A 13,722-nucleotide genomic window follows, 5' to 3' on the forward strand; every position below is an offset into this window, starting at 1 on the left:
TTTTACAATAGTTTTATACATTTGATATAGTTGACGTTAAATAGTCGTTAATTAATGATAAGGAGTTAGAGAAAATGATGATAAAAATTGCAGTTGTCGGTTCAAAGGAGTTTATGGATAACCTTTTTCCTATTGCTCAAAAATTAGAAGGAATAGAAATTGATTCCTATATTTACCTTCATCCGGCAGAATCTTCTGAACTATTAAAGTGTCTAAAGCCTTGTGATGTCATCTTTTTCTCAGGTGCTTTACCTTATTATATGGCAAAAGAAGTAAGAGAACAATTACGAATTCCAAGTACATACTTACAGCAAGACGAGACAACTGTCGCATCTTCCATTCTTTCTATCATGTATCATCAAAGTATTCAACCACATAACATTTCCATCGATTTAGTAGACCGCTCGTTTATTACAAATGTGTTCCATGATATCGGTATAAAAGAAAGTCCGCAAGTGTTGGATTATGAAAATATGCTGTGGAGTAAAGATGAAATAAATAGAGTTATCGATTTTCATGTAGCTAAATATCAATCTGGAGAAGCTCATTTAGCTTTAACTAGTATTCACGCTGTTTACGACGAGCTTCAAAAAATGGGTGTTCCTTCAGAGCGTATGATTGATCCAACACAATCCATTATACATGGGCTAAAAGATGCAAAAATAAAAGCTGAGTTAGCAAAAAGCTATTCAGCTACTGTTGGTACTTGTATTATTTCGTCCTTAGAATTACGAACGAGTTTGCTTGAAAAACTAGATGTCATTTCAAAAGAACTACGTGGTTCATTTAAACAAGTGGATGAAATGACATGCATTTTGTATACAACTCGTGGTGATATCGAATCAATTATTAAAACAAATGCGATAGATAACTTGTTTGCGAGTGTAGAAGGAACGATAGCTATTGGATTTGGTTATGGAAAAACCGTGAAAGAAGCGGAGCAAAATGCAAAAATTGCTCAAAGTTTTGCAAAGAATAATCCAATAGATCGTTGTTTTTATATACTAACAAGTGATAAAGATTTGTTTGGTCCATTCCCGAGAGAACAGAGAGTACAAAGTTTGAAAAATGATAATCCGGAACTAATGAAAATAGCGAAGGAAACGAAGCTTAGTCCGGCCAACTTGTCAAAAATTATTCAATTTAGTCAATCGCATCCGTCATTGAAATTTACAGCAGCTGACCTTTCTGAGTACTTACAAGTGACTCGAAGATCGACAGAAAGGTTGTTAAAGAAATTAGTTGATTACGGGTATGCTCATATTTGCGGCGAGGAAATGCCCTATCAACAAGGGCGACCTCGCGCACTATATGAACTGAATTTACCGCTATTTTTAAGCTTCTAGTTGAGCTTTTTGTTTCTTTAGCAGTTCTGCTTTTTCAATGTCTGATAGTTTTACAATTGTGAAACCTGTTATACCATAAATGATTGAGATAATAGGTACGATGAAATTCAAAATAGCATAAGGAGCATATTCAAATGCACCTACGCCAAGTGTAGCGAGAATAAATACACCGCACGTATTCCAAGGAACGAAGACAGAAGTTAATGTTCCGCCATCTTCTAATGCTCTGGATAAGTTTTTTGAATGTAGTCCTTTTTCTGTGTATGCATTTGCGTACATTCTTGAAGGGACAACAATTGAAATATATTGTTCAGAGCAAGTAAGGTTTGTTGCAAAACAAGATGCGATAGTAGAAGCGATAAGCCCTTTTGCTGATTTCGCTAACTTTAAAATTTGATTTACAATTGAGCGAAGAATACCTGTATGTTCTAATACTCCTCCGAAAGTCATAGCGACAATTGTCATAGAGACTGTATTCATCATCGAATCTAAGCCACCGCGGTTAAATAGTTCGTCTACTAGCTTGTTTCCAGTGTCTATAACAAATCCAGCTTGGAGTGCACCGACAGATGCTGAGACAGAACCACCTTGAATAAAGACTTGTGATAAGAATCCTAAAATAATACCGACGAGAATGGCTGGTATGGCAGGAACCTTTTTAGCGACCAATACCATAACGGCTACGGGTATAATGAGTAGGAAAGGTGAGATAACAAAGTTTTGTTGCAATACTTGTAACGTTTGATCGATGCTCTTCGCATCAATATTGTTAGCGCCGAAGCTTCTTCCTAAGACCGCGTATACGATAAGAGTAATAATTAAACCGGGAACTGTAGTAAATAACATATGACGAATGTGTGCGAATAAATCTGTATTTGTTAATCCTGCGGCTAAGTTAGTTGTATCTGAAAGCGGTGACATTTTATCGCCAAAATAAGAGCCTGAAATAATGGCACCAGCAACCATTGGAGCTGGAATTCCCATACTTAGGCCAATTCCCATTCCAGCAACACCAATTGTACCCATTGTAGACCAAGAGCTACCAATCGCTAATGCAACGATAGAACAAATGACAGTAATGGAAACTAAAAATAGTGATGGAGTTAAAAGTTTTAAACCGTAATAAATCATCGTTGCGACAATTCCACCGCCAATCCAAGCACCAATTGTTAAGCCAACAAGAATAATAATGACGATAGCGGGTAATGCAAGACGAATCCCTTTATACATTGCTTCTTCAAGATCATTCCATTTGTAACCGTAACGCCAAGCGACAATAGAAGCAACGGTTGTACCGATAATAAGTGGAACGTGAGGGCTTTGTTTTAATACAACAATTGTAACCATCATAACTGCAACGGTAATGATAATAGGGATAATCGCTATTCCAAAAGGTATTTCTTTTTTCATAAAGTTCCTCCTTGTTACGTATGTTTGTTTGTATTTTTAGAATTGTCGTAAAATAGACGTTTATTAGGTTATGATAACTAAAAGTTTATGTAAGCGTCAACATAAAAACAGAAAATAAGGAATGTTCTATCGTTATGAAGTGAGTTGTCGATCGTATTTAAAAATAAACAATTGACTTTTTTCTTAAAATTCAATATGTTCATAAAAACATCTGTTTTTCATAAGTATAATTAACCTGATGGTTTATAATTTGGGAAGGAGACTGGAACGTTGAAAACATTAGAACTACAAGAGCGCTTAACGGAGATTTTTCAGCATTTACACGAAAACCCTGAAGTAAGTTGGAAAGAATATGAAACGACAGCGTATATTACTGACTTTTTAAAAGAAGAAGGAATTTCATATAGAACATTTGATGATTGTCCAGGTGTAATTGCTGAGATTGGAGGCGGGAATCCAGTTATTGCGATTCGTGCTGATATGGATGCACTTTGGCAAGAAGTAGATGGAGAATTTAAAGCGAACCATTCATGTGGTCATGATGCTCATATGACCATTGTAATGGGAGTTATTTTACAATTGAAAAATATGAGATGGAAAAGTGGTACGGTTAGGTTTATTTTTCAGCCGGCAGAAGAGAAGGGTAATGGTGCTTTGAAGATGGTGGAGAAAGGTGCTGTAGATGATGCTGATTTCTTATTTGGTGTCCATCTAAGACCGATTGAAGAACTATCTTTGAAACAAGGAGCCTCATCTATTCGCCATGGAGCAGCTGGATTTTTAGAGGGGATGATTCATGGGGAGGATGCACACGGGGCGAGACCACACCAAGGTGTGAATGCAATTGATGTCATTTCCATGATTAATATCGGTTTGAAAAATATTTGGTTGCCACCGCAAAGTTCCTATTCAGTAAAAATGACGAGATGCCAAGCTGGTGGCGATAATTTAAATATCATTCCGGGAAATGGTCATTTCAGTTTAGATGTAAGAGCAGAGAGTAATATACTATTAGAAGAATTAAAGGAAAAGATTGAGCATGTAATAGAATCAGCTGCATCGATGGGGTCGAAAACTTCATATGAATGGATGGATCTTGCACCAGGAGCAGAGGTTTCCGAAGAAGCAGAGCGCTTTATGCGTAAAGGTATTATCGAAGTGTATGGGGAAGAGAGATGTACGGGACCTCTCTATACGACAGGAAGCGATGATTTCCATTATTACACAGTGAAAAGACCACATTTAAAAGCTGTCATGCTTGGACTAGGAGCAGACCTACAACCTGGATTACACCATCCGTATATGAGGTTTGATCATAGTTGTATTATGGATGGAGTAGAAATATTGAAACAAACTGTATTGAAAGTGTTAGAAGACAGGGGCTAGAGAGCTCCTGTTTTTTTGTCGTGGATTGTCGGTAAATCGATATATTTGAAAAATCGTTGATATATTTGAAGTTACGATAGATATATTAAGAAAATCGTTAATATAATTTCACGTACCTATTAATTTGATTAAAAATGAATCTCCAGTACATGGTGTATAATAATAAGTACCATTTTTTAATAGGAGAAAACGAATGAACGAACAATATTACGATGCAGTTTTACATATAAAAACAGTCGGTGAGCAAAAGGGGTTTAACAAGTCTATGCATTATCACCGCTATGAACCGACGCCCTATAGCGGATTAGATGAGTTACTGAATCAATATGAAATACGAAGTAGCGACCGAATTGTAGACTTTGGGTGCGGAAAAGGAAGATTAAACTTTTATATGCATCATAAATGTGGTGCATCAGCAGTTGGAATTGAAATGAATGAAGAGTTTTATAAAGAAGCGATGGATAATCGAGATCGTTATGCACGAAAGACACGAAACAGTAAGGGGAAAATCCAGTTCCAATGTTGTTTAGCGCAGGAATATGAGATTGATCCGCATGATAATAGGTTTTATTTTTTTAATCCATTTTCTGTACAAGTGTTTATGAATGTAGTAAATAACATTTTGCTTTCGGTAGAAGAAACGGGGAGAGAAGTGGATATTATTTTATATTATCCTTCTGAGGACTATATTTTCTTCTTAGAAAATCAGACTGCGTTTGAGCTGAAGAAAGAAGTTAGATTGCCAGGTGCTTATGAGAAGAATGGGAATGAGAGGTTTTTAGTTTATACATTAAGGTAAAAAAAACAGGTGCTAAGGCACCTGTTTTTTTATTAGTTACGAATTAAGTAATCAAATGCACCTAAAGCTGCGTTTGCACCTGAACCCATAGAGATGATGATTTGTTTGTACGGATTATTTGTACAGTCACCTGCAGCAAACACTCCTGGTACGTTTGTAGCGCCGTGCTTGTCTGTTACGATTTCACCGCGAGCGCGTTCAACTGTTTCGCCTAACCAGTCTGTGTTTGGCACAAGACCGATTTGTACGAATACACCTTGTAATTCAACGTGATGAACTTCTTCAGTTTCACGATCGATGTAAGAAATACCGTTTACTTTATCAGTACCAGTAATTTCTTTCGTTTGAACGTTTTTCAGAACAGTTACGTTTGGTAAGCTGTTAAGACGCTCTTGTAATACAGCATCAGCTTTTAATTCTGGCATGAATTCAAGAACAGTTACGTGCTTAACAATACCTGCTAAGTCGATAGCTGCTTCAATACCAGAGTTACCTCCGCCGATAACTGCTACGTCTTTTCCAGTGAATAATGGACCGTCACAGTGTGGGCAGTATGCTACACCTTTATTTTTGAACTCAGCTTCACCCGGTACGCCAACGTTACGCCAGCGAGCACCTGTTGAAACGATTACGCTCTTACTTTTCAGAATAGCGCCGTTTTCAAGTTCCACTTCAATAAGTTCTTTTTTCTCTAAACGTTTCGCACGTTGTAGATTCATTACATCGATATCGTATTCTTTTACGTGCTCTTCAAGACTTGCTACTAGCTTAGGACCTTCAGTCTTTTTTACGCTGATGAAGTTCTCAATGCCCATAGTATCCATTACTTGACCACCGAAGCGCTCAGCAACGATACCAGTGCGGATGCCTTTACGTGCTGCGTAAATTGCTGCACTTGCACCAGCAGGGCCGCCACCAACAACAAGAACATCGTATGGATCTTTATCAGAAAGCTCTGATGCATCTGGACCGTTACCCATTTTAGCTAAAATTTCTTCAAGTGTCATACGACCGCTTCCGAAAGATTCGCCGTTTAGGTAAACAGTTGGTACTGCCATGATGTCTTTGCTTTCTACTTCCTCTTTGAATGCAGCGCCATCAATCATAGTATGTGTAATACTAGAGTTAAGAACGCTCATTACGTTAAGAGCTTGTACAACATCAGGACAGTTATGACAACTTAGGCTGATATAAGATTCAAAATGATATTCGCCTTGAATGTTTTTAATTTGATCGATTAATTTCTGTTCAACTTTTGGAGCGCGTCCACTTACTTGTAGTAAAGCTAACACTAATGATGTAAATTCGTGTCCTAATGGAATACCAGCGAATACGACACCAGTGTCTTCACCAGGGCGGTTTACGGTAAAGCTTGGTGTTCTCTCTAATTCAACTTTTTCTACTGTAATCTTAGATGACATAGTAGCTAATTCGTCTACTAGAGCTAACATATCTTTAGATACGTTATCGTCTCCTGCGCTTACTTTAAGTAAAATATCGTTCTCCATTAACTGAAGGTATTGGGATAGTTGTGTTTTTATATCTGCATCTAGTATCATTTTGATCGAACTCCTTAGATTTTGCCTACAAGGTCAAGGCTTGGTTTAAGTGTTGCAGAACCCTCTTGCCATTTAGCTGGGCAAACTTCACCTGGGTTGTTACGTACGTATTGAGCAGCTTTAATTTTGTTAACAAGAATGCTTGCGTCACGGCCGATACCGTCAGCATTGATTTCCATAGATTGGATAACGCCGTCTGGATCGATGATGAATGTACCACGAGCAGCAAGACCTTCTTCTTCCATTAAAACGTTGAAGTTTGTAGTGATTGTTCGAGTTGGGTCACCGATCATGATGTACTCGATTTTGCCGATAGTTTCTGAGCTATCATGCCATGCTTTGTGAGTGAAGTGAGTGTCTGTAGATACAGAGTATACTTCAACGCCTAAGTCTTTTAGAGTTGCATATTGGTTTTGTAAGTCTTCAAGTTCAGTTGGGCAAACGAATGTGAAGTCAGCTGGGTAGAAACAAACTACACTCCATTTTCCTTTTAAACTTTCGTCAGTAACTTGGATAAATTCTCCATTATGGTAAGCATTAGCTTTAAACGGTTTTACTTCTGTGCCGATTAATAACATGTTAAAATTCCTCCTAAATGTTGGTTTGAGCATCAAAAAATAGTGTGCTCATAAAATATATTTTTTAATTAACTATAATAATTCTAATTCGATATTAATTATCATATAGAATTGGTTATTTTGTCAAGCGAATAAACCAACTTTATTCCAATTTAATTAATATTTATTCTCAATTAAGGCTATCAGGGAATAGAAAGGTAATTTTAAGTCTATAAATTTTAGATGAGTGTTTGAAAAGTTTAGTGTGTATGTTAGAGATAGTGTGTAAGTTTAATTTTTTAGGAAGGAAATATTTCTTAGAAGTTGTGGTTTTGAAAAGGAACTGCTTACTTCTATTTTACAAAGAATTTTGTGATAAATAAAATAAAATGAATCGGAAATTTTTTGAACAATTTTTGTCATCTCAAATATATAATTAGGAAGTATATTAAGATGATAGTTAGAAACATTGACTCAAAGTGCTAACAAGATATAATAAAACCTAGATATATCTTTCAAAAAGAAGAATACATATTTATAGGATGAAAAAATTCAACCTATTATTTTTTATAGCTTTTAGAAAACGCTTACAATTAGTGTGGAGGGGAAACCATGTCTAAGTTCACGAAGTATTTTTTAATGGAAGCTAAAGATGTGATTGCATATGTGAAAGAGAAATTGTCTAAGTTTGAACATGCAAAGGAGTTACAGTGTAAAGAAATAGGTGATGGCAATTTAAATTATGTGTTCCGCGTTTGGGATGAAAAAGAGAACATGTCAGTCATCGTAAAGCAAGCTGGGGATACAGCTCGCATTTCAGATGAGTTTAAGTTGTCGACAAACCGTATTCGTATAGAATCAGATGTTTTGCAGTTAGAGGATGAGTTAGCACCCGGACTTGTTCCTAAGGTGTATTTATTTGATAGTGTGATGAATTGTTGCGTAATGGAAGATTTATCGGATCACACAATATTACGTACAGCACTTATAAATCATCAAATATTTCCGAGGCTTGCGGATGATTTAACTACTTTTATGGTAAATACACTTTTATTAACATCGGATGTTGTAATGAATCATAAAGAGAAGAAGGAACTTGTGAAGAATTATATAAATCCTGAATTATGTGAGATTACAGAGGACCTCGTATATTCAGAACCATTTACCAATCATAATAAGCGTAATGAGTTATTTCCGTTAAATGAGGGATGGATTAGGGAACATATTTATAGTGATAAAGAGCTTCGTATGGAAGTAGCGAAACGTAAATTTTCTTTTATGACGAATGCACAGGCATTACTTCATGGTGATTTACATACTGGTTCTGTTTTTGTAAGAGATGATTCTACAAAGGTTATTGATCCTGAGTTTGCTTTTTATGGACCTATGGGATATGACGTTGGGAATGTAATGGCGAATTTAATGTTTGCTTGGGTGAATGCAGATGCAACGATGCCACCTGGAGCGGAGAAAGATACGTATATGGATTGGTTACAAACTACGATGGTAGAGGTAATTGATTTATTTAAGAAGAAGTTTTTAGATGCTTGGGATATTCATGTGACCGAGATTATGGCGAAGGAAGAAGGCTTTAGCGAAGTATATTTACAATCTGTATTAGAGGATACGGCTGCAGTGACAGGTCTGGAATTAATTCGCCGTATTGTTGGATTAGCGAAAGTAAAAGATATTACTTGTATTGAGAATGAGGAAGCACGTGCTAGAGCGGAGCGAATTTGTCTTCAAGTAGCGAAGAGTTTTATTTTACGAGCGAATCAATATAGAACGGGTACACGTTTTGTAGAAACGTTAAAAGAACAGTCAATGCACTACGCGAAGTAAGGGGAGAATATGATGGAAGAGCAATTAATACCCATTCAGTGGAAAGATGATGCTTTAGTTTTATTAGATCAAACATTATTACCGAATGAGGTTGTCTATGAATCTTTCAAGACAGCTGAAAGTGTGTGGGATGCCATTCAAGTAATGAAAGTACGAGGAGCACCAGCAATTGGTGTTTCGGCAGCGTACGGTGTGTATTTAGGAACAAAGGAAGTTATTCAAAGTAAGATGGAAGACTTTATAGAGGAAGTCAAAAAGGTATGTGCATATTTGGCAACATCAAGGCCAACGGCAGTAAACTTATTCTGGGCACTTGAAAGAATGGAAGCGGTAGCGACAGAGAACGCGCACTTATCAATCGTCCAGTTGAAAGACAGATTACTAGAAGAGGCAAAAGAGATTCATAGAGAAGATGAAGAAATTAATCGTCAAATTGGAGAGCATGCATTAACATTATTCCATGATGAAATGGGAGTATTAACACATTGCAATGCTGGTGCGTTAGCGACGACTAAGTATGGTACTGCGACAGCACCAATGTACTTAGCGAAAGAAAAAGGATGGGACTTAAAAATCTATTCAGATGAAACTCGTCCTAGGTTACAAGGTTCAACGTTAACAGCATTAGAACTACAGCGAGCGGGAATTGATGTTACTGTCATTACGGATAATATGGCAGCTATGGTCATGTCACAAGGAAAAATCGATGCTGTAATCGTTGGATGTGACCGCGTGGCAGCAAACGGTGATGTAGCAAATAAAATTGGCACATTAGGCGTATCTATTTTAGCTAAATACTACAACATTCCGTTTTATGTAGCAGCGCCAACACCAACAATCGACTTAAAAACACCGACAGGAAAAGAAATTCCGATTGAAGAAAGGGATGCTTCTGAAGTGATTAATCGTTTCGGACAATATTCAGCTCCGAAAGAAAGTAAAGTATATAATCCAGCATTTGATGTTACTCCATATGAAAATGTAACAGCGATTATTACAGAAAAAGGGATTGTAAAGGCACCGTTTACGGAGAATTTAAAAAAGCTATTTCAATAAATAGATAAATATAAAAGTCAGTCATCATAAGCTTCATACTTAGGGGGATGTATATGTTATTACAAAAAGAAAGAGAAGAAATTGTAGCGTATGGAAAGAAAATGATCTCTAGTGGTTTAACAAAGGGGACTGGGGGTAATATTAGTATTTTCAATCGCGAACAAGGTCTTGTTGCGATTAGTCCAAGTGGTTTAGAGTATTATGAAACAAAACCTGAAGATGTAGTTATATTAAACTTAGATGGTGAAGTGGTAGAGGGAGAGAGAAAGCCATCAAGCGAACTAGATATGCATCTTATTTATTATAGAAATCGTGAAGATATAAATGCGCTTGTGCATACACATTCTCCTTACGCAAAGACGATTGCGTCATTAGGATGGGAGCTTCCTGCTGTTTCATATTTAATTGCTTTCGCAGGCCCGAATGTTCGCTGTGCACCGTATGAAACATTTGGTACGAAGCAATTAGCGGATGCTGCTTTTGAAGGCATGATTGATCGTCGTGCTGTGCTACTTGCAAATCACGGTTTAATTGCTGGTGCAAATAATATAAAAATGGCGTTTACTGTTGCAGAAGAGATTGAGTTTTGTGCTCAAATTTATTATCAAACGAAAAGCGTCGGAGAACCGAAGCTTTTGCCAGAAGATGAGATGGAGAATTTGGCGAAGAAGTTTGAAGGGTATGGGCAGCAGTAGAATGAAACAAAAACACCCTCAAGAAAAGATCTTGAGGGTGTTTTTTACGCTTTCTTAAGCAACAAATACATAAAGTAAGGAGCCCCAATTAAAGCAACGACAATACCTGCTGGGATGCCGTTAGGTTCAACGATGTTTCGGCCAATTGTATCTGCTAATAGCAATAGCCATCCGCCGATTAAAACGGCAATAGGCATGAAAATTTGATGTCTTGGACCTACTAAAGATTTCGCGATATGAGGAGCCATTAGTCCGATAAAGCTAATTCCTCCTGTTACGGAAACAGCTGCAGCTGCAAGCGCAACGGCTGCAACTAATAAGTATCTGCGTTCTTTTTCAATTTCAATTCCAACACCGATTGCGACTGGCTCGTTTAATGCTAGAATGTTTAATCGATTTGCTTTATAGAAAACGAACGGAATTAATACGATTAACCATGGGAGCATTGCTAAAACGAAGACCCAGTCATCTCCCCAAATGTTTCCGGCAATCCACTTGGCGATAAAGTCCACTTTCATACGATCAGCGGATGAAATAAGGACAATCATCATTCCAGATAGTGCAAATGAAAAACCAATACCGGTTAATGTTAGTCGGATTGGCTGAAGCCCAGTTGATTTACTATATGAAAATACGTAAATTAGAACAGCTGTCAGAAAAGCCCCGATAAATCCAACGACTGGTAGTAAGTAAAGAAATGAACCTACATCTATTGGAAAGTATAAAAAGAAAATAGCAACAGCAACACCGGCCCCAGAGTTGATCCCGAGAATACCAGGTTCAGCTAAATCATTTCGAGTAATTCCTTGGAATATAGCCCCTGATAAAGCGAGAGCCATACCAGCTAATAATGTAATCACAATTCTAGGTAGTCTTAAAGAGTATAAAACAAACTCCTCTTTAAAAGTCCCTTGTCCCATTAATGTTGGGAGTAGTCGATCATAAGATAAAGATGCTGAACCAAGTCCCATTCCAACTACAATGGTGGTGATGGTCAGTATTAGTAAAGCGAGTATAATAAGACGTTGTTTTCTTAGAATAGATTGCATCATGAGAATGTTTTTCCTCCTTTACGTACAATGAATAGGAAGAATGGTAACCCTACAATCGCGACAATTGCCGCAACTGGTGTTTCGTACGGAGCGTTAATAGTACGTCCGATTGTATCTGCAAGTAGCATAAAGGAAGCTCCAGCAATTGCTGACATCGGTATAACAAATCGGTAATCTGGACCGACAATTGGGCGTACCATGTGAGGTACCATTAAACCGATAAATGCCATATTTCCAACAAGCGCTACAGATGCACCTGCAAGTAAGATAATAATGATAAATAAAATAGTTTTAATAACAATAATTTTTTGACCAAGTCCAATAGCCACTTCCTCACTGAAACTAAGAACTGTTAATTTTTTTGCTAGTAAGATAGCGATAAAGATACTAATTGAAATGACTGGAATAATAATTTTTAATTGGCTCCAAGTTGTTCCAATTACGCCCCCAGCAGTCCAAAGTGATACATCTTGTGAAATTTTAAAATAAATGCCGATTCCTTCTGAAATTGCGAGTAGAAATGCGGAAACTGCAGCGCCCGCTAATACAATTCGAAGAGGAGAAAGGCCGCCTTTTTTCACCATACCAATTCCAAATACCATGATTGCGCCAATTGCCGCACCGATAAAGCAAGCTAATGTTAAGTAAAGATAGCTGATGGAAGGATTGAAAGCAAGTGTCAGTGCAAGCGCAGCATTTGCTCCACCAGATAGCCCTAATAAACCAGGATCTGCAAGTGGATTTCGTGTTAATCCTTGCATAATCGCTCCAGAAACGGCTAATCCAGCTCCTACAAAAATAGCAGCAACTTCACGTGGTAAACGTATTTCTCGAATAATAGATATTTTGTCTCCTTTAGCGGAGGAAGTGAGTGCTAACCATACATCTTTTATCGAAGTATCTGCAGCACCTAATACCATTGCAACCATAAAAATAAGAAAGAATGCAATTAAGCTTAAAATTAGTTTGTATGTAAAAGCTATAGAACGTGGATTTTCATGATCTTTTGTCATTCGTTTCACATCTTTTCTGTTCATAGAATAAAGGAAGAGGAATTCTTAAATTAAGAATTCCTCATGTTTGTATTATTTACCAAGAAAGTTCTTCTTGAAGAAGTCTAGTTGGAAATCTAATGTAAGTGGATCATTGAAATAGAATTCCATCATGTTTGCTTCATATACGCGATTATTTTTTACTGCTGGGATGTTTTTATATGATTCTGTCTCTTGGAATGAGTTATCAGTCTCTTTATTTTTACTTACGATTAAGTAATCACCAGCAAATTCCGGTAATACCTCAGTAGATAATGCGTAGTAACCTTCTTTTAATGCTTTTTCTTTTACTTTTTCAGGCATTTTTAATTTCATTTCTTGGTACAGGATTTCTGTTCCGCGGCCCCAGTTCTCGCCGTATACATAAAGCTGTTTGTTGAAGTTTTCTACAACAGAAACTGTTGCATCTTCACCGATTTTTGCTTTAATTTCTTTACCAGCTTCTTGTGCACGTTTCTTGAAGTCATCAACCCAAGTTTTTGCTTCTTTTTCTTTGTTTAATAACTTACCAATTTCTAAATGCTGTGTTAAGTAATCAACTTTTCCGTAAGTGTATGTTACAGTAGGAGCGATTTTCTTTAACTTATCGACATTTTTAATATTTGATAAACCGATGATTAAATCTGGATTTAGTTCAGCGATTTTTTCAACATTTTCATCTGATACTTCAGCAACATCTTTAAGTTTGCTATCAAAACGTGGGTTTTGTTTAGACCATGAATCTACCCCAACAAGATTTACATCTAATGACATTACGTTACCAGCGAATGATGATAATACAACAACGCGTTTTGGATTTGCAGGAACTTCTACTTTACCATTTTCAGATTGGTATGTAATTGTTTCTGATTTACTACCTTTTGCATCGTTCTTTTTGTCTGTAGAGCCATTGCTACAAGCACTCATAACAAGAACGAAAAGAACTGTTAGTGAAATAAATAACTTTTTCATCGTCTTTCTCCTTTAAC

Annotated in this window: 12 protein-coding genes; 6 read left to right on the forward strand and 6 right to left on the reverse strand. The window is 36.9% G+C overall.

Annotation, left to right across the window (positions count from 1 at the left end):
* The first annotated feature begins 74 nt into the window (after positions 1-74).
* Positions 75-1,346 carry a transcriptional regulator gene (locus DOS87_RS02040; protein WP_098506765.1) on the forward strand — a complete coding sequence of 424 codons (1,272 nt, stop codon included), beginning with the start codon at positions 75-77 and terminating at the stop codon, positions 1,344-1,346.
* On the opposite strand, the gene nhaC is transcribed toward DOS87_RS02040, so the two are convergent.
* Positions 1,335-2,756 (reverse strand): Na+/H+ antiporter NhaC, encoded by a 1,422-nt coding sequence (gene nhaC / locus DOS87_RS02045; protein ID WP_000711513.1) that lies wholly within the window; start codon positions 2,754-2,756, stop codon positions 1,335-1,337. The genes DOS87_RS02040 and nhaC overlap by 12 nt on opposite strands.
* Before the next feature lie 270 nt (positions 2,757-3,026).
* On the opposite strand from nhaC, the gene DOS87_RS02050 reads away from it, so the two are divergent.
* Entirely contained in the window at positions 3,027-4,142 is a 1,116-nt protein-coding gene (locus DOS87_RS02050) for a M20 peptidase aminoacylase family protein (protein ID WP_000853510.1), read from the forward strand.
* A 193-nt stretch (positions 4,143-4,335) separates the two neighbouring features.
* Positions 4,336-4,941: an SAM-dependent methyltransferase gene (locus tag DOS87_RS02055; protein ID WP_001005634.1), complete on the forward strand. Its 606-nt coding sequence runs from the start codon at positions 4,336-4,338 to the stop codon at positions 4,939-4,941.
* 32 nt (positions 4,942-4,973) lie between these two features.
* Here DOS87_RS02055 and ahpF read toward each other — a convergent pair whose 3' ends face one another.
* The gene (gene ahpF / locus DOS87_RS02060; RefSeq protein ID WP_098578498.1) at positions 4,974-6,500 is read right to left on the reverse strand and encodes an alkyl hydroperoxide reductase subunit F; all 1,527 of its coding nucleotides are present in this window, start codon (positions 6,498-6,500) and stop codon (positions 4,974-4,976) included.
* Positions 6,501-6,514: 14 nt separating this feature from the next.
* Positions 6,515-7,078: an alkyl hydroperoxide reductase subunit C gene (gene ahpC / locus DOS87_RS02065; protein ID WP_000924420.1), complete on the reverse strand. Its 564-nt coding sequence runs from the start codon at positions 7,076-7,078 to the stop codon at positions 6,515-6,517.
* A 591-nt stretch (positions 7,079-7,669) separates the two neighbouring features.
* Here ahpC and mtnK point away from each other — a divergent pair.
* From mtnK to DOS87_RS02080, 3 genes are read left to right on the forward strand one after another with little or no spacing between them, the layout of a single operon-like run.
* Complete coding sequence (mtnK, locus tag DOS87_RS02070; RefSeq protein WP_000033215.1) at positions 7,670-8,899, forward strand: S-methyl-5-thioribose kinase; 1,230 nt, start codon at positions 7,670-7,672, stop codon at positions 8,897-8,899.
* A gap of 12 nt (positions 8,900-8,911) precedes the next feature.
* The gene (gene mtnA / locus DOS87_RS02075; RefSeq protein ID WP_000392488.1) at positions 8,912-9,955 is read left to right on the forward strand and encodes an S-methyl-5-thioribose-1-phosphate isomerase; all 1,044 of its coding nucleotides are present in this window, start codon (positions 8,912-8,914) and stop codon (positions 9,953-9,955) included.
* Positions 9,956-10,008: 53 nt separating this feature from the next.
* Positions 10,009-10,650: an L-fuculose-phosphate aldolase gene (locus tag DOS87_RS02080; protein WP_000926560.1), complete on the forward strand. Its 642-nt coding sequence runs from the start codon at positions 10,009-10,011 to the stop codon at positions 10,648-10,650.
* A gap of 44 nt (positions 10,651-10,694) precedes the next feature.
* On the opposite strand, the gene DOS87_RS02085 is transcribed toward DOS87_RS02080, so the two are convergent.
* Genes DOS87_RS02085 through DOS87_RS02095 form a run of 3 tightly spaced genes read right to left on the reverse strand, consistent with a single transcriptional unit; the run spans position 10,695 to position 13,705 of the window.
* Complete coding sequence (locus DOS87_RS02085; RefSeq protein WP_000983742.1) at positions 10,695-11,702, reverse strand: FecCD family ABC transporter permease; 1,008 nt, start codon at positions 11,700-11,702, stop codon at positions 10,695-10,697.
* The gene (locus DOS87_RS02090) at positions 11,699-12,739 is read right to left on the reverse strand and encodes a FecCD family ABC transporter permease (RefSeq protein WP_002153558.1); all 1,041 of its coding nucleotides are present in this window, start codon (positions 12,737-12,739) and stop codon (positions 11,699-11,701) included. The genes DOS87_RS02085 and DOS87_RS02090 overlap by 4 nt, the downstream gene beginning before the upstream one ends.
* A 48-nt stretch (positions 12,740-12,787) precedes the next feature.
* Positions 12,788-13,705 carry an iron-hydroxamate ABC transporter substrate-binding protein gene (locus DOS87_RS02095; RefSeq protein ID WP_000732570.1) on the reverse strand — a complete coding sequence of 306 codons (918 nt, stop codon included), beginning with the start codon at positions 13,703-13,705 and terminating at the stop codon, positions 12,788-12,790.
* Positions 13,706-13,722 lie beyond the last annotated feature (17 nt).

The sequence above is a fragment of the Bacillus sp. CR71 genome (assembly GCF_003429245.1).
Taxonomy (GTDB): domain Bacteria; phylum Bacillota; class Bacilli; order Bacillales; family Bacillaceae_G; genus Bacillus_A; species Bacillus_A thuringiensis_S.